At 37.9% G+C, this 25,186-nt stretch carries 4 protein-coding genes and 1 tRNA gene; 2 read left to right on the plus strand and 3 right to left on the minus strand.

The window, feature by feature from the left end; genetic code table 11:
- The 3 genes from LHV68_12660 to LHV68_12670 form a co-directional block, all read right to left on the minus strand.
- The coding region (locus tag LHV68_12660) for a 6-phosphofructokinase (protein ID MCB4792719.1) at positions 1 to 22,268 on the minus strand (22,268 nt) is incomplete at its 3' end.
- A 25-nt stretch (positions 22,269 to 22,293) separates the two neighbouring features.
- Positions 22,294 to 22,839 (minus strand): hypothetical protein, encoded by a 546-nt coding sequence (locus tag LHV68_12665; protein ID MCB4792720.1) that lies wholly within the window; start codon positions 22,837 to 22,839, stop codon positions 22,294 to 22,296.
- Between the two features lie 252 nt (positions 22,840 to 23,091).
- Positions 23,092 to 23,165: transfer RNA gene (locus tag LHV68_12670), tRNA-Arg, on the minus strand.
- Positions 23,166 to 23,255: 90 nt separating this feature from the next.
- Between LHV68_12670 and LHV68_12675 the strand changes: the two genes are divergently transcribed.
- Positions 23,256 to 24,362 carry an outer membrane protein assembly factor gene (locus LHV68_12675; GenBank protein ID MCB4792721.1) on the plus strand — a complete coding sequence of 369 codons (1,107 nt, stop codon included), beginning with the start codon at positions 23,256 to 23,258 and terminating at the stop codon, positions 24,360 to 24,362.
- Positions 24,363 to 24,383: 21 nt separating this feature from the next.
- On the plus strand, positions 24,384 to 25,043 hold the full coding sequence (locus LHV68_12680) for an N-glycosylase/DNA lyase (protein ID MCB4792722.1): 660 nt from the start codon (positions 24,384 to 24,386) through the stop codon (positions 25,041 to 25,043).
- Positions 25,044 to 25,186 lie beyond the last annotated feature (143 nt).

Raw genomic sequence — 25,186 nt, forward strand, 5'->3', positions numbered from 1 at the left:
TTAAATGAATCTATGAACTCTATAAAACCTATCCGAAGCGCTATCCCTAAGGCACCCTTCCCCTCATTTGCCCACCGGTTTACCTTGCCAAGGTTTTTCGGCAATATCGCTGCTTTGGGTTCTGCCGCGGCAGCGAGAGTTTGTTTTGCTGTTTGAACATCTAATTCAATGTTTCCTGAAATAAGGCCTATTTTTTTAAGGAGTATCCGGGTATCAGCAACTGTTTGTGCGCAGGCATTTTGGATTATCGCATCAAGTTTTATATTTGCGCCAGACGGCAGTTTGTTTATATTGGTAACATTATGCTTTTTTAATAAGGCATTTAAGGCGTTCTGAAAATCCGTATTTTCATAAATAGCAGCTATATGCTCAGCACCAAAGGCTATCCTTATAGCTGCTTCCCCGGGCCTTACTTCATAAGGATTGGCGGTGAGGATCTTTGCTGAAGCGATCGTTTTATTTTCTTCATCTAATAACGGTATTTTATCATTGATATCTTTTTGGCAAAGGGAGCGAATCGTTTTTAGGCCTTTTAATGAAATAACTCCCGAGGCATTTTTGACCATTAAAGACACTATGGTGTTTTGGCCGTCTTCAATGCTTGAAATGGGTAAATTTGCAAGGGATATGGTATTAGGTGCGATATTCTCAGCTTCGGTTTTTACGGCGTTTACAAGTTGTTGTGCTATTTTAGTTTGCAGGGCCTTTGGTATTTTTGCATATCTTGACCAATGGAACAGGCCTGACAGCCATCTCATGGCCAATCCGGCATTCATTATTATAGGCATAGCCTGGCTGATGTTACTGAAACATGCTGGGAAATCAAATGAACTAAAATAATCCCTAAGGCCCTTTGGTATGTTTTTAGATTCTATTTTTGCCAGTTCTTCTGACACCCCTTCCGGGAGCAGCACCGCTCCGCAGAAAGGGAAAGCGCCGAAAAACTTCGAGCCTGATATAAAAACAATAAAACCATTGTCCAAATATTTGCGGATCATTTCAGGAGAACTGGCTTCGCCGCGCATCTGCGCACAGTCAACAGCCACCAGGACCCTCGGTTTACCCGGCTTATTATATTTATTCATCAAATCCTTTGCAGTTTGCAGGGATACGGCATTGGCACCGCTTTTTGTGCTTGCCACTAGATGGATTATTACTTTGCTTTCTTTATTTTCTATAAGATTTTTATTTATATTTTCTTTTACTTGTTTGTCAACCGCCTCTTCCCCGAAATCAATCACTATCGGTTCTATCTGGCCTTCTTTAAAACCTTCTAAAAGTTCCCCTTGTTTAACTCCTTTTCTAAAGGGAGTTATACCTTTTGCGTCAAAATGTTTTGCCAGAGCAGCAAGCAGAGTGCCGCTGCCTACCTGAGCAGGTATTGAGACTTCGTTGTAAATCTTCGCATCAGGGCCAAAGACCGCAAAAGCGCATAAGAGGACAAGAAATTCAACATCAGTCGCAGAACTTGCCGTCAATACCTTTATCTTATTGTTATCAAGCCCTAAAAGACTAAGTATTTCGCCTCTTATACTATCCAGCAATTTTACAAACTCTGAATTAACCGCATTTTCAATTTCCTTATCGCTTTTGCCTTCAAGGCCCAGGGCTACAGCTTTAGCTACGAATTTCTGGCGTTTGTTTTCTATGTCATTGAACTGCCTTTCCGTAGGGTTTGAACTTGTAGAATTGCTGACTTGTTTCACATCATTTGGTATTGGGCTATTTCCATATTCGTTTAATCCGGTATCCTGGTCTATAACGGACCTTGAATCTACGCCCGTAGTATGCAGGTATTCAAGCGGAACCGACAGTTTAAGCGAATATGCAGCTATTTGTTTTGCTTTTTGAACGATGTCTTTATTAAGGCCGGAAGTATCAATACCTGCCAATATTTTATCAATTGACTGGGAATAAGACCGGCTGATTTCAGTTTCCCTGCCCTCCAGCCTGTTAACCTCTTTTTGGTACATATTTTCCAGTTCTTTTTCATATTGCTGCCTGATACTTTCAAGGAATTCCGCTCTTTCCGGATGGGCCTTTTTAAATTCATCCTTATCTTTTTTAGGCAATGTCGTATAATAAACAGCTTCGACTTGTGTGGCCAGGATTTCCAACGATAAGCTTACAGCAGAGCTTTTTATAGTTTCATCAGGCATCCCGGTTTCAGATAATATTTTACGCAAAACATCTATTTCGGCAGCGTGCCTCGCAGTTAATAGCTGCTCAGCACTTTGACTATCTGTGCTTGGGGTCAGGTCTTGCAACCTAACATCTTTGGTAGACACTTCCCCGTTTTCATCAATAGTTGCTGCACCGAATTCCCTGACAGCCTTAATTAGCCCTGATGATTTTATGTAATTATAATCTACAACAATATGTGTCCTTATGTTGCCTGCTGCACGGCCTAAGAGGGCTATTATTATAATTGCCGAAAGGCCTGCCACAAAAGTAATCAGGTTCGCATTGAAACCCGATAAAATAAAACCTATCAATCCAGCGATTATTCCGACTGATAGACCCGTATAGGTTCCTACTTTCTGGGCTTTTACAACTAGTTTTGCCCCTTCTATCCCATTCTCATTCGTATGTGCGGCAATAAATCCTTTACTGTTTGTAAACGAGAACCAGAACTCAATTAATGCAAGGCGTATCGCTATATCAAAGGCTGTCTTCTCTTTATTCGCCCAGCGGTTGACTTTATCTAAATTTTCAGGCAGTATCGCCGCTTCAGCTGCCATGCCAGCTTTAGTTCCTGTTTTCCTTTTATCCAAATCTTTTTTAATACCTTTAAGGATACTTATCACGCCTTTCATATCACCAGGCCTACGATATTGTCTGTTTTCCCGAGACATATTTTCAATTATCCTGCCTAAATTATTATCTTGAATGTCATTATCCGATATTGCTTTTTTAATGGTCTTGCCAAAACTATAAACATCAGAATCACACATAAAAAAAGGGAGATCAAAGACAGGTGAAAAACCCCTGGTTATTGATGGCGGCCTTCTGCCTATAAGGGTTGATGACCCAAGGTCTATTACCATAACTTCGCCTTTTTTGTTAAAAAGAATATTCCCGGGTTTAATATCATTATGCAGCCTTCCTATTAGATGTATCTCAAGAAAGATTCTGGCTGCTTTTATCAATATATCAATCTTTTGGGTAAAGGGAAGCGATTCCCATGACTTCGAATTAATATCTTGCCCATTTTCTATACCCTTAAGTTTCAGCCATACTTCCCCATTCCGGTTTACTCCTATTTTCAATAACTCTGGCAACATTCCCTTTTTCCCTAAATCTGATAATTCTATAAGGTTTACTGCCTCTCTCAGTATGGCATTATTATATGAAGGCATCGATTCCGGTTTATCAACCTTATAAAAAACTCCGGGCTCTGAAGTATCCAGTAATATATTCGACAATCCTCCTTGCTCAATGACTTTGATCGCTCTGCCTGTATTAATTATTTCATCGGTAAAATATAAACTCAGAAGTTTATCTTGTTTAATCTTTTTAATAAATATTTCTCTGATATTTAATCCAACAGATAATAAATCTTCTTCACTCATTATTAATTCTTTTACTTCAGGTAAGTACCTAATATTCCTGCCTAATGCCACTAAATTGTTACCTACTCGAACAAGGCTTTCTTTGTCTTTTATCAAATTATATACCACTGGAAGCCCATATTTAAATAAACCATCTGCATTTTCCCCTGCAGAGTTATATAACTCTGCCCATGGTAAATAACCATAGTGGGCTGTAATCTCTCCAAACGGCTCTATCGCTTTCATTATATCCGGTTTGTTTTCAATAAGTTTCTTTGCCTTCCGCTCCCGCTCACTTTGAATCCTCTCTTTTACGGCAATACCTAATTTTAATGTCCTTTCCACATGTGGGGTCATACCTGGCGATGTAACATCTAATGTGGCCTGATCAACTTCATTATTTATTACGCTTTCCGGTCGTTCGCCTAATATTCCCCCAACCGGATTAACCTGCAACCCAGGTTTATTTACTGATTCTTTTTCCCTTAATTTATTTTTTACTTCATCGTACGTATTAACTCCTTTTTTCAGTTTCAGAACGGCTTCTATTGAAACTCTTAAGGACTCATCGATATCTTTTAAACTTGTACCAAATAATCCCAGGGCTAAAAATCCTTCATCATTACTGATTTTAAGTTTCTTTATCAATTCATCAACCTGAATATTTTCTTTACTATTATTTGGGGAACGAGAAAACGTCTCAGCATTTTTTCTTCCATAACCCAGTGCAGTTCCCAGCCATATATGCCAATTTTTACCGAAACGGTCAGGGGAACAATATGAACTAACCAATTTATCTATCTGTTCATCTGTGATTACAGATTCAGTGTTAAGCCCCAAATCTTTCCTGATATTTTCAGAAATTAAATCAAGGTTCTCGTTTATAATTCTTCTTATAGCTTTATAATTGTAATAAAAGTAATATCTTAAACCACTTTCATCAATATAATGTGACATATATGCTATATTTATTCCTGCTTTTTTCATTAATTCTATATTGCTTTTCTTTCCTAGCCAATCCTGCATTTCAGGAAAAGCTCCTTCAAAAAACGCCAATGGTTTTTCTCCCCCAATCACAGCTTTAATATCAAGCTCATCAAAAACAAATGCATAATCAGGATCGTCCTTAAAAATTAGAGAAAAAGGCCTGAGAAACAAAGAATCCAATTCCTCCGGGCTGATATTTAAATTTAACAGTTCATTTACCCTGTCTTCATTTGTATTTGCACTATTCTCAGCTATTAATTTTTTGTAATGTTCAATTTCAAACTTTCCTATTCCGATGTACCACCGGCTGACAGGGTTAAATTTGGCATCTGCAACAATTAAATAGCCAGTTATGGCTATTAGCACGGGAACTGAAAACAGGCTTATTAGAATCGCCGCAGGACCGGAAACTATGCCTAAAAGGAACAGGCTTGCTGCAATACATGTACCTAAAAAGGCGGGTAAAAGCTGGGCGATTGTGTATGTTCGGGCTTCCCCTGCAGCTGGATGGGTCAAGTGATAAACCTCATGTCCCAGAGTGCCTGCAGCATAAAGGTATATATATAAAAATGGCTTGGTTACTAAATTTGAATTTAAAGCTGTAAGGAATGAATATACACCGGGATTGACTTGGATGGTTTTCTGCTTTTGTGCTTGAAAGAAAACTCTGTCTTGTGTGAAAGCCTGGCTTACTTGTTTCTGCGGCATGGGAATAAACTTTATACCAGATACTTCAAAACTATCAGGCACTGGCCCTGCACGTACCGACTTAGCATTTGTCAGCCATTCAAGAAAAGCTACATGGCCAAAACCCATCGTCCCGGGTAAAAGTAACAGCAATAAATAGTTAATATCAACAGGCATCTTAAGATACAGAGCCGCGGCGTATATGGAAAGAATTATGATAGAACCAAACAAAACCGATACGGCTGATGTAACCGCCATCCGGCCCAGTTTCATCGATGCCTCTACTATCGGCACTTCAGCGTTTAATTCTGTCTGTGGAATGTGTTTCCCGTCATCATTGCCCGTTGTTGTCTCTACAACATCGGCTTCGGGCTGTAAACCTCCTGTCTCTTTTTTCTCAGTTCTTGGAGGAAGCTTAAGATCATCGAATTTCTTTTTTATTTCCTCCACATTTTCAGCAAGGAAAATACTGCTGTCTCCTCTCTCTGTATATTTCCCTGATAAGATAATATTTCCTATGGTTACAGAACCTTTAATTATTTTATGTTTTACATGCTTTTTTAAAGCATAACCAAATTGAGTTCCGTCCCAGAAGAAAAATAATTTAGTTTTCGAATATCCTACCACATCTTTATTAGCCAAGGTGACAATTGTAGGCAAAACATCAATACCTCTTTTTTTAAGTTTATTGTATGCTTGAACTGCAAAATTATGTGAAAAACAGCAGGCTAAAACAATATTTACCTTAGATAAGTCAACCCCGCTTTTATATGCATTTTCCAAGGTATCAACAAATGCCTCTACGCTTATCGCAGTTGCAGGAACATTTGATAAATACAGCTTGTTATCTTCAGAACCATGGCAATAAAACCATATGAATTTATTTTCTTTTGGATTCTCTTTAAGAAAACCGCCTAATTCCTGAAGCACTTTTGCCGGCTCTGCTTCATGAGAATATTTTTTATCTATAGGTCTAACGCCTGCATTCATCAATAATGTATCTAATTCATTCCCATTAAACCTATTTTTATCTTCATCATTAAAGAAACCCAATACATAAGTTTTATTGTTGGCCACTTCCATATTCCAGTTACTAATAACATTCCTTGAGATAATCTGGGATGCAAGTGCAATACTGTCATCGGTTATGGGGACATCAAACCTCCTAAGCATCCTTGCTGCAGACAAAGCCAATCCATACCGGACGACCGGGTCTAAAACAGCTTGCCTTGCATTAAATGGAACATTGTTTTTTGAGAATTCATTTTTAACGGTATCATTGAATTTTTTATTTAGGAAAACTATTAAATCTTCAGCATCGTCAACCAGGGATATGTTCCTTTTAAGACTTTCAAGCTGTTTAATAAGCTGTTCCAAAGGTTTAGGAAGAACATCTATTCTGTCCTTACCAAGGGTTTTCTTCAGGACTGGTAGGGCTTTATAAAAGACATAAGCGACCTTTGTATCATCTACGTCTTTTTCATAATATTTGCCGAATAATTGTAGAGAATTGACCGCCTCATTCTTCGAAGGATATTTAATAGTACCAGATATTGTCCTAAGTATTTCGCCCAGATACCAGCTTTCATCTTTATCTATTGAGGGGTCGGCTAGTCTTCGAGATACGGTGTCGATTAATATCTCTACTTCTTCTTCGGACAGTATTTCAACTACTCTGCCGATAAAACTGCTTAAATATTTTAAATTTAAAGTTGCATCCATCTTAGGTATTAGCGAAAGGCAGTGCCTGCAAATCTGCAATAATTCTTTTTCTTCTACTTTTACAATCCCGCTCACTGCTAAATTTGTAACCACAAGGGATGCATTTACCTGGGTTATATCATCAGGGTCATTTATCATCTTTAGAAGACGGCTGAATACGGGTTTAAGAATTCTAGGTTTAGGACCAAAATCTCTACCTGTCAAGGCAAGCGCCTTTACTGCAGATTGAGCTTTTATAGGATCATCTAAAAGCTGTATCAAGTAAGATACAGAATCTTTATCGCCCGGATAGCCTAAAACAAGAATACGGTTGAATTCACCTTCTTTTATCTGCGGAGAAGATTCAATCTTATCTTTTATGGGTTGAGTGTATTTAGCCATATTCTTTTTATCTACTTTTTTAAGAATTTCTTTTAAAGCAAAAAATACCGATGTATTAAAATCCTCATTTTCAATCAAGGAAACTAAAACTTCGATTACCTTTACTTTTTCATCCGTATCTAACAATATGAAAGATAAATCATCTTCTTTAGCAATTTTACTAAAGACCACTCTTATCATTTCCTTACTGCATCTCTCAAGTTCTTTCTTTAAGAGTTCATTATCATTGGATTTATCGCCTAAGACAGCTAAGACAGCTCCTATCGCCTTTTTTCTAACTTGTATATTAAAATCCCCGGCTGCCGTTTCAATCAAGGGCCTCAATGTTTCAACATTACATATTCCGCCTAATGCTTCTATAGCAGATTCCCTCACCTTCGGGTCTGAATTGTTCTTTAGAATTTTTATTAGATATTCGGAAGTAGAAAGCTTATTAGGACTGTTTTTTAAGATTAAAACTATATCAGCGTCTAGAGAATGGTCATAATCTCCTTTTAGATATTCAGATAAAATATGTTCTTTTGATGCACCGCTTCCAAATTCCTTTTCTATAGCGTTTAATGCTAAGACACTCCATTTCTTAACTTGTTTATTATCAATCCTTAGATATGAAAGATAAAGATCAACAGCCTGTTGTCTATCGATTTTACATGCTGTAACTGCTGCAGATCTTATTACATCTTCGTTAAGATTATTTACTAGTGTAAAACTTATTAACTGCTCTATTATACTTCTATCCCCTATCCTGCCTATCATAGATAAAAGGTCCATAGCCCAAGATTTCTTTAGAGCTATTAAGCTAATTTCCATAAAACAATTTAATAAATCTTTGGTAAACGCACTGGCAAGCTCAGGCGAGAGGAATGTCAGGTCTATATTGTCGATAAAAGCAGATAAGCCTTTTATAGCTTGTTCTCTTATTTCATAAGACTTGTTTTTAAGCAGGCCCGAATAAAAATCTAACAGTGCTCTATTAGCGTCCCTGCTTTGGGACTTTACAGCCAGCGGAGTTAACCTTGATATTGAAGTTATACAAGGCAAATTTACTTCCCAATACCTGTTCTCAGATGCTTTCATAAGGGCATTTACAACTCTATAGTCATCTGAATAACCTAATGCCAAAACAGCCTGTTTACGGACATCTTTATTCGGGTCATTTAGAAGAATTAATAATTGATCTACCAATTCTTTTGGCGTAAATTTATTTTTAACTAATCTTCGGCACAATCTAACTTTAGAATAAGGTTTGTTTCCTTTAAGCAGTTTCAATATTTCACCTATATCAGATATATCAGAATCAGCCAAAGTCATCGGAAGCGCCTGTCCTTGCGGGGAAGCATTGTAAAAGTCATGGAAGTTACAGACCGCAAGGTAGTAGGCTAGTAATATTACAGGTATGTTCCACAGGGGATTGATTTGCAATAAAGATGTGCTGAGGATGGATATGAATGCAACCCAGAAAGTTGTTCTAAGAGCTGACTTTACACCTTCTTTGCCTGCCATGGCTATTGTTTCTTTTTCTTCAAGCGTATATTGTTCGTGCAAATTCGCAAACCAGCTCGGGTTTATTGCCAGCGGGATGTTTTCCCAGAAAGCAAACGGCGAAGGTGCTACTATTCTTTCAGCTATGTATTTTAAGGTCTTATGTTTTAAACTGCCGGCTTCCTCTCCATCTTTCCACCACTGTCCTTTAAGCTTGTCCTTATCCTTGCGGAATATATTTGCAATGCCAGCTACAAGCCCGTATGTATCAGGCATAGTAGCGGTATAGGAATAGGTAAATTTTCTTTCATTATCACGTTCCACATACTCTTCCATAATCTTAACAACATAAGCGGCTTCCATTCTTACTGATTTATCAATATCTGATAGAGCTATTTCAGAAAGTATTGGAATACATTTCTTGTATGGTATTAAATGAACTTCCATGTTTTCTATAGTTCTGAGAGCTTCTATCCTGATTAAAGGATTGGGATGCTTTAGCATTGGAAGTACAGGCTCTATATTTCTTGATTTACATTGAATCAGAGCGGAAGTTTGAACAAGCAAATTCTCAGAAGCCAACAAAGACTTCAAGAGTTCAATTCTATCGTATTCACTCCCCTTTAAAATGTTCAATATTACAAACAATAACCAGTCTACAATTTTCTTATCATGAGAATTAAGAATAATGCCTTTTAAGAATTCAATATCAGACTCATCTAATATTGAACCTTTGACTCCGTCTAACAATGTGAATAATTCATCAGAATTATCTTTTGCTGCCAAGATGGAATTTCTTAAAGTTTCTTTTACTCTCAGCTTTTCTTCATAACCAGGAATCTTTATTAAAAATTTTTCTATTTCTTCTTTTTCGGTTTTAGACTTTGAATATTTTACTGAGATACCTAATGCCTTTACAACTTCATCTTTTAGTTTATCATTAAGACTGTTGTATATTTCCAAAGCGAAGTTAATATCAATTTCAGTATCTAGATTTATAAGATAGTTAAACATATCATCTAAAAACATACTTGCCAACCATGGGTTCGAAGAATTTAATATTGCAGCCAATTCTTGTGGATCAAATCCCATGAATAACTTAGGAATTATGCCCATATTCAAAATACCTATAGCATTAACTATCTTTTCCAGTATAGTCTGATTATTATGCACATTTTCTTCTTTTTCAACTGGCTTTCCCATAATCAGGTCGAGGATATGAAATAATACCATGTCTCCGAATTCTTCCTTCGCAGCAACAGGATAACCACATTTCTCTAACTGCTCTACAACATTTTGTGAAGGATTTAACACGGTTATCCTGCTTAAAACATCAGGGTCATTTGTTTTTGCACAGACTTCTTTATATATCTTTTCAGATAAAAATATTTGTGCAATATCTGTATTTTTCAGCATCTCATCAACATGGACACTGCTAAACCAGTGGCCTTGCCAATCAATATTGAGCCTGCCATCCTTGGCTATAGGATTAAGGGCTTTATTACTTATTACTACTAATGTGGTATTTTCACCAGGATATGAGTCTTCAAGATATGGGTTTGAACAGGTAAGAGTTTTCAGATATCCGGTTCCGGTTTTTAAAATCTTAATAATTGTATCAGCACTATATTTATCATTAAAATGTATATTATATTTGTTTTCCGGAAAAGCCATATCTCTATCTCTTAATCTCATTTTTAATATTCTTTCAAAGAATTCGCCGAACATAACCACGTAATAGCATACAAGCAATATGTAATAAACTTCTAACCCATACTTTTTATATTGAATGTTTTCAAAATCTATCTCTCCTTGATCTGATAATTCCTGATATAAATCAACAAAACGTTTTGTTATTTCTGATTCAGGATACCTGTTTTTAAAGACATCCAGTAAATGTTCCATCCTTTTTTCTTTAACTAATTGTTCTAAAACAGACTTGAAGGTTCTTTCCCTGTTATCAGATATATATTTTTGTAGCGGTGTTCTTGTATCTACTAATTTGGCTATAGCCTCTTTAGTCTTGAAAGCAGCACCGGTAATACCTGTGATATTTCTAATAATCTCCATTTTTGTATAATAAAGCGGGTCGTCTTCTGTTAATGATTTCTGGAGCTCTGAAAGCTCCTGAGGGAATTGGGCAAGAATCTTGTGAGAAGTATCTTGAGTTAAATAGTCTTCGCCTAAAAGGTATTTTACTGTAAAGTTCTCGTTTTCTCCGTAAATAGGGAAAGGTTCAAAAAATGCGTATTCCGAAGCCTTTGGAATAAGCCAGGGCCCCGCTCTTATATGTCCTCCCATATTATAGAACGACGATTCGTTCCACTGCCAGTCAGGGGCATCTTTCATAATCACGCTATTAGTGATTTGGGTACCATATTCTGCCCAGGTATGAAGGTTTTGATTGGTAGAATGATATCCCTTTTGGATTAAAGCAGCGAAGTTCAACAGACTTTCCACTACCTGGAATTTTGTAATCCTTGGATTTGTAAATATAATATTATATCCAAACGCTATATTCATTTCTCTTAACTTGCCAAATACCTTATTAACTTCAGCCCAGAAATACCCTTTTCGGTTCTGCCACAGGACCGTATCGCTTAACCCGTCTAAGCCAAAATTTGCAATTTCCGTAACCCCTGCCTCCAACATGGCCTGTATCAGTTTCCAGTCAATCTCCCTTACCTTCCCAACTTGTACATCTCCTTTAAGAAAAGAGTCAATAGATGTTTGTTTAATAGCTACATGAAATACGGATGGTCTCGAAGGATATTCTATTTTTCCTTCCTCCATTTTTTCTTTTAAAGCAGCTTCACCTATACTTTTTATATCATCAAGCGTCAGGTTATTTATTTCATCATCGCTCATTTTATTAATTGCTTTTAAGAGCTTAAGAAACAACATTGTAAAATTCGGTGTTCTACCTATAAGAAAATTATCATCATAAAGGGAAACGTCCATCTGCAGCCGGCCGTTCCTGTGCCTCAGTTCAAAGAGATCTTCATCCCGCGACAAGTCTCCGGATTTTATCAGTCTTTCTCTTTCTGCCATAAGAAATTTTCTGCGCTGGATATGATGAAAGACAAAATCATTCATATTTACTGGCAAAAACTTCCTGCCCTGCGGCTGGTTGCAGAACGCGCATTTCTTAGGGCATCCATACGATGCCATTGTATAAGAACATTCAGCCCAAGTATCAATCCTGGGCAGCGCCACATAGCGGGACTGCACTCTGTCTATCCCGTTGACTAACATAACATGGTCGTAATCTCCTTTAACAATCACACCTTGTTCCAGGAATGACAGGGCAGCAGCTTTTTCACAAATGTTTCTTTGAGTAGCGGATTTTCCAAGCCTTGAAATTAAATATACAAACCTGTCAATATCGCTCCCGCGAAACACTATGTTTACTCCCCACGGACCAATCTGTTTATCCAGATTAACAAGAAGGGAATCAGGTACTTTATTTGCTGCAGGCCCGCCCACTGCAATGATTTTATTAGGATATTTACTTCTAATTTGATGGATCCAATCGGCTGCAATGGAAAAATCACTATCTGTCAGAGAAACGCCAACGACATTGTAAGGTGCCATTTTCTCAAGGATTTCATCTTCGGAATATCCTGTTTCCTTCTTAATACGTTCTTTGCCGCCGCTATGGGCTGAGAATGTATTTTGAGATACTGCCCTGAACGTCTCTGTCTTGATGCCTGCCTCCTCTAACCCCTGGGAGAGCAGCATCTGTCCATAAGCAGAAGTTGGGTTTAGGGTCAGGAAACAAACAGAAGCTTTATCTGTTTCTACAACAGGGGTTTCCTTATCAAAATACGCTTTATCAACAGGAAGCACAACCCCTTGCAAAGCTTTTTTCTGATCCTCGGGGCCCATTGTTGCAAACTCCTCAGTTACATAATATACAAGCCCTCCGGAAAGCTCGTCGTCTTCTTTAACAGCACACACAAGGTTGGACCAGTAAACCACTTTATCTTTTTTAATCTTTGAAAAATCCTTAACTATACGCACTATCCTGTATTTTTCAGATCTTTCAGGTACGCCATTTTCATCGATATGAGGAGTCTCGGCTTTCAAAGACTCTGCAAATGAAGCAAGCACTCTTAGTTTAAAACCTGTATCGATGTCATCAGGTCTTATCTGTCTTGTATCAACAATCCACTTTCCTGCAAAACCTATTTTATGGATATCCCAGCTTCCCTTGCCGTCCGGGATTACAGCATACCCAAGATAGCGTGAAGAGAGCCTTAATTGATCGATTTTTTCGACAATTAGGTGCAGCAACTGAATCTGCTTCATAATTACTTCGCGCTGCTTGTTCTTATCCAAAATTCCATATTTATGTTCAATAAGAGTATTTGCGTGGTCCATAATATTAAAAAGTATTTTCAGTATATTTATATTTCCATTATCCTTAAATGAGTACTCCAGCGCCCTGACAAGATTGTTTCCAAAAATGAAAAATTTATCTTTAAATACATTAGATGACGAATCAATAATATCGAATATGGATAAGGCCAGCTCGGAAGCCTGGCTGTAGTTTCCATCTTCTAGGGCTTGAGAAAGGGCCATTAAGAGATCTGAAAAGAAAGGATAAATTTGGTTTGCAGCAGAATCGAGTTCATCGCTTCCGAGTGGCTTTCCTTCTTCAGCATCTAACGCGATAATTTCCAGTGCGTTAATCACGTTCTCCGCTGCAGAGCCGTATTGTTTTTTAGCTATCAGTTCCTTGGTATTTGCCAAATAAGGCGCATAGTCCTTTACAACAGCAGGATAAGTTTTCCCTATCCAGAAGAAGCTCCTGGTTAAAAAATTTGTGAACTTCTGCTGAGACATTAAGCGCGCTATGTTTTCTCCTGAATCATCCACATAAAATATTTTAAGCGGCCTGTGCGCTTTAGCCTCTTCCTGGCCGATAAAATTTGCAACACCACGCGAGAACCCTCCGGAATTTCCTGCATAGATAATCCCATCTATCTGGCTGCCTACCTTGAGACCTAGGTTTGACAAAATTGTTTCAATATCTGTCCTTAATTCTTCCTGATTGGATGTAGCGACATAAATCTTTATATCGGGGTTTCTTTTCTTTATTTCTCTTAATAACAGGATTGCTTTTTCATCAGCCAATTCATAAAAATCATGCCGCAGGAGCCTGCCGGTAAGAAACATCCTTTCCCGCAGAGCCATTTCATGGCTCTTAATCCGTGAAAGCCGTTTAAACCATTCCTTTGAACCTACATAGGATGCTGTTTTTGGCGTTAACAGCATTCCTCCAAGGTTAATAACCACCATATCAGTTTCTTCAAGAGCAACTGACTCTTTTTCTAATGCATCCACATCCCATTTTTTGATAACAGTGGCCAGCTTTACAGGTATTGAAAATGTTTTTGCATGGAAAATGCCTTGAGTCGGGACTATTCTTGTAAAGGTTACCTGGTTAGACCTGATAAAATCCTCTAAACTCTCCAGCAAAGGATGCCCTGACATTTTTGTGTGTAAAATTTCAATTATTTCTTGAGAACTCAAGTTATCTTTTTGGAAAATCTCATGAAAAATTCCATCAAGAGCATATACCTGGAGCTTACTGAGCCCTTCTAATATAGAACTCGAAACAGTATTACTTTGAGATAACTGTTTGATTTTTTCTACAAGTGCGTTTGGATTGGATTTTAATATTGTTATCAATGCTTTTACTCTACGCCCTGCATTAATACCTTTTCTCAATCCCAAACTTCTAAAACGATAATCTGAAGCAAGAGTATCGTAAATCTCTGCCAAACAAGCGCTAAAATTATCATTTTTGACTTCAGGTAACAGGCGGAAGATTTCATCTATCAGTTCATTCGTAACAGCTTTTTTACTTTTTAATTCAGCTTTAGATGAAATATAGTTTTTTATCGTATTATGTATCAGGTTAAGATCATCATGTAGAAAAGATAGTATTCTTTTATCAGTGAGATATGAATGTATAAGGCGATTGAGAATTGCAGGAAGGGATTCGTATGCTTCTTTTATCTGAGCTGAATCTTTTTTTGCAAAAGCTATGAGCCGTTCAACTGCTTTTAGCTCTTCCGGTGCTGAATCCGGTGAAACTAAAGCCCTGTATTCATCCGGCTGTTCTGCAATGTCTATCTGGCACAAGTGCCAGGTATTGCCTAAATTATCGCGTGCTCTGTGGATTTTGGTTAAGAAATGTTCTAACGCTCTATTTTGTATTGAACCGGCAACATTAATTGCAAGATTCTCGCTGAATTCGTGCCTCACACGGTGTGCAATTGTATTTTGCCTATCTTTATTATCAGCTGTTTTTATCTTTAAAGTTTTATTATCAAAATAAAGCTTATCCATGCTTGAAAACCCAAGCCCGTCTTCAGACGCTATATATTCTGCTTTTGCTTCAAGCACCTCTAAGCTTTCAAGTTTTATCTTGCCAGCCGGGCAGAGTGTATTATAATATGCAACATCTTCTGCAAATTTAGAGTTAAATTCTTGAATATCATCAACTACAGGTTGTTTAAACCCATTTTCTTTCATTATACTTTCTGCTTTTTCCAATATTTCCCGGGCAATTTCAACTGCTGTAATCTGTTCACTAATTCCATAATAAAAACCGTACGACCAAAAGATATTACCTACTATCATTTCAAGGATTTCCTTGTTAATACCCAGCCAATTTATACCATTTGTCAGTTCGGAATTCAGGGTCAGGTCTTTTAATTCAACACCATTGGCATGCACTTGCCCGTTTTCATCAGCTTCCTCTTCCGTTGCTGGCCGGACAGAAGGAACAGTCCTTGCGAGCGCAAGCTGTTTTATTTCGGTGCTTACTGCAGAAAGCATGACAGCGGCATCTATTTTTCTTCCGTTAAAAATTAAGGGGTGTACTTTGGGATTGGTAGGTTCGTAACATGGGAATAACATTACATCATCACTGAATTCTGTACCGTGCAAAGATGCCAGCTCTGTCAAAATACGGGGAGGGCCCGTATGGCCTGTTTCTACAAGCCACTGAAGCATGGTTTGCTTTAGTTCCGGTATAGCAGCTGTTATCCAGTAATATATTTCAGGGCTTATGCTGTAAATATCCTCACATACCTTGAAAAATTGGGCGGGGTTGTTTTTTACGGCATTCAAACGATCAAGCATGTTCTGTATCGTTGCCCGGCCGTCTTTTTTCCAAGTAAATGCCTCTAATGTTATTGCCAGCACCATTGGAAGAGGCTCTTCATTTTCTTTGATTCTTAAAAGCCTCTCTTTGCCCCAAACATGCAGAAGTTTATAACTTCTGCTATTTTGCTCATTGACAGAAACATCACTTGTCATAAGCTCAAGTGCTTTTCTAACTTTCTTATACTTTAAACCGTCCGCATAACCGATATTAGACAAAAGCTCGGAATAATCTCTTAGGTACACGTTTTTGCCATAGTTTTTTACTTCTACTATGGCATTTTCAGTTAAAACATCTATTTCACATAAATCTTCTACTTGAACCCCAACAGCCGAGACTTCGGTGAGGTATTGCCTCCTTAGAACATCAGCAACCCAAATTTCCCCACATAAGCCTACGGACAAATATGCGTTTTTATAGATTTTTCCCGCGACGGAACTGCCGCCGTCCAATTTACTGTACTTTTGTATTAATCTAAAAGTTTCTTCGCTTACAAGAGTTTGAATATACGACTCTTCAACTCTTTCGACCTCTTTATTTGCTGCATTAATTATATATTGAACATCAACCCCATATTCAGGCAAAATTTCTCTTAAAAGATTTGGCACATTTTCTTTTATATTATTTTGAATTACTAATTCTGATATTTTTTTAGCTATAACAGCTTCTTGCTCTTTTGTAAGATTGCCCGCAACTTTTGCAATAACAGCAGCAACGCTAATTCCCATATTCTTAGCGTTAATGGATTCATTAGATAAAGTTAAGTTATTAAAATAATTTCTTATTTTACCGGATAATCCAGCTGAAATATCCGCAGGAATTGCTATCTTGTTGTTTTTCAGGAATGATATTATAAGTTCAGTAAGAATTTGGGCGAGAGATTTGTATGATTTTTTTATCTGGCGTGCATCTGTTTTCGCGAAATCTATAAGCTGGTCAACTGCTTTTTGTTCTTCAGGTGTTTTAGCTATTGCTTTGTAACTATGCGCTTTTTGTACAATATCTGTCATGCACTGGAGCCAGGCATCGCTTAAGTTATCGCGGGCTTTGTGGGTCTTTGCAAGAAAATACTCTAATGCCTTATTCTGGATTGAGCCGGCAACATTTATTGCCAGGTTATCGTTAAATTCGTGTCTTATACGGTTTGCAAGCGTTTTTGTATTATCCCTGTTATTGGACGTTTTTATATTTGCAGTTTTATTATCAAAAGCAAGGTTTTCCATACTGGTAAAACCAAGTCCAGATTCGGACGCTATATATCCGGCGTTTGACTCAACCACAGTTATGCTTTCAAGCTTTGTTTTACCAGCAGGGCACAAAGCGTTATAATACGCTATATCATCGGCAAGTTTTGAATCAAGTTTCCCGATATCTTCAACTTTATATGTAACAGGTTCTTTTAAACCTGCTTTCTCCATTATACTTACAGCTTCTTCCAGCACCCCTCGGGCAAGCGCAACTGCTGTTACCTGTGACGCCCGAACCGCAGGCATAAGGTCTAAAACTTGGCCTGCAACCGCTTCGATATAACGGCGTCTAATTTCTAAGGTATCTTTTATAAACACACCTGCTTTTTCCAATTCTTCATTGCTGTATTCCTTTGTAACGAATAGTTTTACTGCAACTTCGTCAACAGGTTTCTTAATAACTTCTCCTATTTTAGGGTCAGCTTTTCTACCCATAGTCACAATGACGCTGGTCTCAAATTGTGTTTCTTTATTCAGGGCAAGTTTTGCTGCTTCTTCTCCGAATTTTTCACCGAGCAGCCTGTCATTTTCGTTCGGCGACAGGCCCCTGCCTGTGAAACCATAATCAACGCCTTTTGTCATTTTTAATTTGTCTTTCATCTCCGGTGAAAATGTATTAAGTAATTCTTTTAATTCCGCATCATTTCCTGCAAGTTCTTCAGCATGAATTACCGCTTCTTTTAAATAAAGATGTATGCCGCTCAACTGCGGATTTCCATGGTTATCAACTTTTACCGGTTTGGCAAATTTCGCCTTTAAGGACGGCTCCAGGTCCAACAAACTATAAAACAGCGTTGCTCTGGCCTTTTGATTATTCTCGTTACAATCCTTGAAGATAAAGCCTTCAGACATTTCAACAGCAAGAAACCCCGTATCCCTGAATTTTGTTAAGGCCGCTATCAAGACATCCCTGAAAAATGCGGGTTTTTCAGGGATAAGTATCATTACCCCTTTTTCCGCCTTTCTTATTTCGTCTTTCTCTTTTTGCGAAAGGGTTTCTAATCCGGACGGTTCTACATACGCTGTGTGCAGCGCAAGGTGCCCCGAATTCCTTCCCATCTTTTCTTCTATAAAAATTATCCCCGCTTCAGCAGCTGACGCTGCCTGCTCATAGAACCTCTTTCTTGCATCTTCTATCATGGTGTTAGGCCCCAGCATCTGTGTACCAAAATCCATGTCAACCGACTTGGGTATCGCTATTACAGGAATTCCCTTGTCTTTTAGAAGGCCCCCAAGGATCCCCGCCTGTTTTGAGTGGTCATCGCCCCCTATCATTATATGCCCGTAGAACCGGCTGCTGTTTGCTACTATCTTGTCCGTGTTCTCCGGTTTCTTTTTGTCCACAACATTCGTGCGGGAGGAGCCGCCTACAAAACTTGCCCAATAAGGCAGTTTATCCGTATCTGAAAGCCTGACAAAATGGATTTTCCTGATGAATGCTCGTTTGTCCGAAGCAAGCCCTGAAAACCCGTTCTCCACAAAGGCAACCAAAACCCCTTTTACCGCACAGGTTTTCGTAACTGATGCAAGCGCTGCATTTAAACCCGCACAATCACCGCCGCTTAAACCCATAGCTATGGTTTGGCCTAATATTTTGTCCTGCAATTCTTCTAACCGTTTTACTGTCTCTTCAGGCATATCTTTTTTTTCAAGAAGCCTGGCAGTTCCGGCCAGAACAAATTCAAACTTTTCTATAGCTGCATCATGTTCTCCGTTTCTTAAGAGTGTTTCGCCTTGAGCTAAGGCTCCATTGAGTTCTTCTTCGCTGACCTCAGTTTTTGGCCTAGCGTCAAACAAATCAGACCGCAGGAATTTTCCCGGCTCTTCAGGCAGTTCTTTATAAGATAGTACCCGTCCTCCTTTTTCTATTTTTATCCCGGCAAGCCTAGCCCGTACAGCATTGTCTGATATGAAAGGAAGCCTCAGTTGTTTAATGACTATATCTGCCGGCAGTTCTTCATTCGCAGTTTCCAGCTCGATTCTACTTGCTTGATTTGCAAGATATTTCTTAGCTAAGCCGGGCATCAGGAACGCTATCAGCCATGCAAAACCATTGCTGAATGATCCTTTCTTAAGAGGTATTGTCCTGTCTCTTTCCCAGAATACCCCTCCCTGCGCCAGTTCTTCATCGCTGTAAAGTTGAGTGAGTTCTGTCTCATCAGAAAATTGTATATCGTTTTTGTTCGACCTGGCATCAGCAAGAGCTTCTATCTTGCTTTTCGGCAAGGTGGCTAATACAGCTGCAAGATCTCCATCATATTCGGCAAGTTTTACTGCCTTTGCAAAGGCTAATTTAATAAGACGGGACATGTCAGGATTATCCAACATGCCTTTTATTTCATCATCTATTTCTGCCAGATGTCCAAAGAGCGTACCGGGTTCTTCAAAATCGCTGAAACGGTATCCGCCTGCTACCTGAATGTTTACATAACCATTATCTCTAAACCTTCTCAAACCTTCAATAAGTACTTCCTTAAGAGGTGCCGGTTTTTCAGGTACAAGTATTATAACGCCGTTCTTTATCGCTTCAATGCTATGGCGCTCCCCCTCGCTGAGCCTGTCAAGGTTGGACGGATTAGTGCGTGCAGACAAGAACGCATAATTCCCATTTTCACCGCTGACTTCATTTACTGTTATCCTGACATGTGTTTTAGCAGTCATTCCTTGCGCATAGAACGATTTCTGGCCGGATTCGATAAGACCGAGCTCAGTATTCACTTTAGGCACCATAGCCGCTATCTTTGCATCAATTTTTCTTATTTTTTCAGCAGTTCCTTCTATAGCGTTGGTGTCAGGCTTCACTAAGTTCAGTAACTTTTGGCTGATTTCTGAACTATTTATAGCTTTTACAATTGCCACAAGAAGAGGAGTTTTTGCTTTCTTTAAGAGATTTTCTTCGTCTATTGCTTTATTTGCAGCTAGCTGCTGTAGTATTTCAGGAAAACCGCCAAGGACTTCCGCAGTTATATGTTGATTTTTTTCTAGGGCTTCCAAAACTTTTTTATTGCTCGCAATTGCAAATATTATCCCGTCGCTGCCGAATAGATCTTTTTTAGAGCCGTATTCTGCAAAAACTTTTATTAACCCAAATATCAATTCTGTCGCAGCAAGCGGGTTGGTAAAGCTGTCAAAGGCTTCAATGATTTTCCTAAACTCGGCTGCGGCATATTCTGCATCCTCAATTATCGTTACCCGTTTTTCAATCTCACTTAGCGCGTCTGAAATATTAAATTCTTTATTTTCACCTGGTTTTAATTCAATTCTTTCTTCATTGATTTCAACAACTACTTTTTCTATTTTATTTTCTTTATCTTTACTAACTTCAATTATCTTTGCACCCATGGAACCTAACACTAAAGCCAGGGTTGAGTTCCCCGGTCCAGGTTTAGAGCTGTTAGTAAGCGAACCAAAACCCGTTGACTGCACACTTAAGTTTTGCGCCTGTTTTTTTGCCAATTCCGCATATTCAAGGCTTGAAATTCTTGTATCCTGTGTTACATTAGGGGTTATAGCGATGTATGACATTTTCTTTTCTTGAAATATCTTTTTTAGGCCTTCTGTATGAAATCCGCCGGTCACGATTACTATGATTTTTGAATTCTTCAATGTTTCGGAAATTTTTGTGCCCGCCGAAGGTTTGGTGCTTGTAGTTATATTTACTTCCTCAAAGTTCTGGTTTTGAGGCTCAAGTTCTTTGATATTCTTTAGGAAGCAGTCATTTCTTTCACAATTTGTTTTATAAAATTCATCAAGCAGTTTAAAATCATCTGAGAGCTCCGTAAGCCTGCCACTGAGTGCATATCTGCCCCAAACTTGTTTAAACTTGCCGAACCTTTGTTTAAAGTATTCATAATCTTCCGCAGAAAGAGTATTCGATAAATAATCTTTAAAATATATATAAAAATCACACAGGAACGAAATATCAATCTCGCTTGTGTCTTTTGAAAAACCTATTCTTATTTCTTCAACTAACCGTTTCTCTTCTTCTATAAGTTTGATGGGATTTAAGGTCTGTCTTTTTTCTGCGTAATCAAGGAATTTGTAAAGGTCCGAGAACTGGTTTTTCGAGCTCCGGCCCGAGAATCCTGAACTTTTTGCTATCTTGCCAAGGTATAAATAAAGTTCGTCGGTTTTTGAAAAATTGTCAGTTTTTTGAATAATTGCGGCATAGGTGGAATAAGGAAGCTTAGATTTAATCAGTTGTATGAAATTCTGCATTTGGCTGGAGATTCTTTTGTACTTTAGTTCTTTGGCACATCTGCTTAATTCAAGGTATGCATTGATGTTAGGATAATTGTTTAAACTAAGGCTAAAAATATTGTTATAACTATTTGGATTTTCAGTGATTTTTTTAATATAGCCGCTCAATTTTTTATAATATTCATCAGTTGCTATGGCCCTTGCCTTATGTTTTTCTATTAATTTATTAAAGCTATTGTTATTTGAGCTGAAGTATTTAGCTTTCATAAACATAAGATCAAGGTCAAATTCTTTAATCTTGTCTTCATAGTATGCTTTTTTATTAAGGATTTTTCCCAGTCTTATTATATTTGATTTATGAACAGCTTCGTCTTCTATGCCTTTTAATAAATTGGGCCTGTCCGAAAGGACTGAATAGTATTCACTGCCTGTCAGCCGCCCCTGGTTGACCAGCTTTTCTATGATCTCTTTCTTGAGGTCTTTATCTTTTACATTGCAAATCCAGGAGGTGTTAATATCGCCATAACCGCCTTCCACATAGACGTTTTCTAATCCATATTTAGTATCTAACGCAGATAATATTTTTGAAATATTCCTCTGAACTTCTGAATGGCAATGCAGATCCTGAATGTTTACGATTATTTGCTTGCTGTCAAAGAATTTGCTGTCAGTAACCCTTCCGGAGGTTTGAGGGATAATAAAATCTTCCAGCACCGGCAAAGGTTGCTTGGATATAACCTTTACATCTAAAACTGCATGGAGGGCGTCGTTGAATACGAACGATACCAGGAAGCTTGTTAGAATAATTATTGAAACTAGTTTTTTCATCATGTTTAACTTCTTTTTTCTAGTAATGCTATCTTACGTACAAATAAAAAAACCCAATCCCGCAAAGGCGGAACTGGGCTGTACTGAACAACTTGACAGTTATCTCCCAAGGCAGATTACTCTTGCTTAATAAAACAAGGTACATCAATAAAAAGACATAGAACAATCCCGGCGGCCAATCGCGGGGCGGGCCGGCATTTAGGATCTTAATATCAGAAATCATCGTTTGTAGATTATTCATCTGCGATCTTTCGTTTTTGTCTATCTTAAGATTTAAACTCACTCCTTCCTTTTGGTTGGAAAAGGAAAAAGAACTGTTTCTTTGAGAATCTTTATTTTTGTTTTGATTTTTTTTCGGTTGCTTATACTCAGGAGAAAAAGGAATGTCTTTTATTGAGTCAGCTATTATTTTTAAAGGCTGCCTGGTGCATGATTCTATCTGAAAAATAGATGATTGAATTACAGGTAATGACGCAGTGACAGTAGTTTCAAAATCGGATATTCGAATAATACTATTAAATACTAAAATCAAAATAATTATAAAGACAAATATTTTATATTTATATATATTCACATCAATATTATAACAGATAGATATGAAAATTCCAAGAATTTTTTGCAAATAATGTGTGAAATTTTGGGATTTCAAGGGTGTTTCCTTACTATGTCTGGCTATGGGCAGAAACTGTCCGGTATGCAATGCTAAGGCTGGAATTATATCCCCAAAGATGGAATTCTTTGCGAAGGGGTAATGTATGAGTATTTTCTGGATATTTTGATTTGACAGAAATATATGTTAAAATAATTGCCAGTTAATTCTTTTTTAAGGGCTTGATGGGGATCGAACCCACAACCTGCAGATTCGAAGTCTGCCGCTCTATCCAGTTGAGCTACAAGCCCGCAAATTTGGTATTTGATTTTAACAAACTTGACTAGGCTAGTCAAGGAGTTGAACAACATAAAGCAGTCTGTCAATATACAATTAGAGAAATGAAGAAGATTATTTTTAAAAATATATTTTTAATAGTAGTTGCATTTTTTGTCTCTGTTATCAATTTAAAAGCAGACATATCCGAAGCCAAGCTTAAAGAAATGTCCTTGTCTTTCTCACCGGATTCCGAGATATCTCTTCCTAATGGTGTTATTGACCTTTCTTTCCAACAGACAATCTCAAGCAATGATTTTAATTTTTCTTCAAGGTATGATTACCTGGATAATTACATATTTTCCAATCTTGATTACAGGTATCATATTAAACTATTTTTTTTCGGATTCGGGCTTTCTGATAAAATACTTTTTGAAACATTTTATTCAGATGCTAAATATATCCAGAGGAACAGATATATTATGCCCTATCTCGGCATAAACACGTCAAAAAACAGCGAGGTCACGACCGCTGTTAAGTTCGAAGAAACCTATACGGCAGGAGTAGATTCGCTTCTTACTCTTGACCGCGGCAAAAACGCAGCTGTTAGTTTGGGCTTTTTGCGCAATACTCTTGAGGAAACCCTGCCTCTTTCAAAAGGAAGCAAAACATATATACAAATAACGAAATCCTTCGATAGGCTGGGGAGCGACTACGACTACACGAGTTTCGACACCGAGTTTTCTTTTTTTTCCTATCCGGTAAAAAACCATTTCATACGCTCTGATATTGTCTTTGGATATCCTCTATCCGAAATAAGAAGGCCTCTGACATCGGTCTATGCCATAGGAGGGATCGACCTGATGCGCGGCTATAAATTCCGAGAATTTCTCGGCGACAGCCTTATTTATTGGAAAACCGGGTACCATATCCCGCTTTCAAAACCTATAGAAAAGGATATCCTTGATTCAACTTTCAAGATACTTACTATAGATATTTTTAGTGAAGCAGCCCGGATAGGGGATAAATACATTTTTGAAAGATACAGCGATACAAAGGCAAGCTTTGGGATAGGTTTTAGCTGTACTATAAAATTCTTTCAGGCTTTAAATACTGCATTTGCATTTTCTGTGAACAAAGCCATTGATTCCAGAGCACCTACCATTTACATGGAAATATCCACAATAAGCTATGAAAGGAAGAACAAGATAAAAAAACCCTTTTTAAAATAAATCTTTATATTCTATCTAACAATGTACGACAAAACTAAACTTAACGAATTAACAAGGTTATGGAAACTTAAAAAAGATGAGCTGGATAAAAGGCTTCTGGATTTTATAGAAGTCTGGGAAAAAGCCAGCGACCGGCATATTTTTCCCGAGCTTGTTTTTTGTCTTTTTACCCCCCAATCAAAAGCGAAAACCTGTTGGGCTGCGGTTCAGACCCTGTCAAAACAAAACTTATTATATAAGGGGAAAAAGAATAGAATAGCTACAATGATAGGGCATCTTGGGGTAAGGTTTAAGAACAACAAAGCAGGATACGTCCTTGAAGCTAGGAAGTTGCTGGACAAATCATGTAAAAACGCCATAAAAAGAAAAATTGAAAGTTTTAAAGATATTTTAGAGGCAAGACAATGGCTTGTAAAAAACGTAAAAGGCCTTGGCTACAAAGAGGCTAGTCATTTTTTAAGGAACCTGGGGCTTGGCGAAAACCTCGCTATTTTAGACAGGCACATATTAAAAAACCTGAAAGCGCTGAATGTTATAGACAGCACCCCTAAAAGCCTGACTGAACAACTATACCTTGACATCGAAAACAAGATGCTTGCGTTCTCAAAAAAATCTAAGATACCTATGAACCACCTCGACCTGCTTCTCTGGTATAAAGAAGCAGGCGAAATATTCAAATGAACGACACCCAACCAGCAGAATTAAAAATGTGTTCAGAGTTATTAAAGTTTGGATACTCATATTAAACACCGGAACTACAGGAAGGTTTATTATAAGAGAAAGTTCACTCTCACAGCCAGCTTCAATTATCGTTTTATGGGAAC

It is taken from the genome of Candidatus Liberimonas magnetica, from assembly GCA_020523885.1.
Lineage (GTDB): Bacteria > Elusimicrobiota > Endomicrobiia > Endomicrobiales > JAFGIL01 > Liberimonas > Liberimonas magnetica.

Coding starts and splice junctions, on each gene's coding strand:
- LHV68_12675 (MCB4792721.1), top strand. CDS start 23,256: ATGAAGAAGATTATTTTTAAAAATATATTTTTAATAGTAGTTGCATTT.
- LHV68_12680 (MCB4792722.1), top strand. CDS start 24,384: ATGTACGACAAAACTAAACTTAACGAATTAACAAGGTTATGGAAACTT.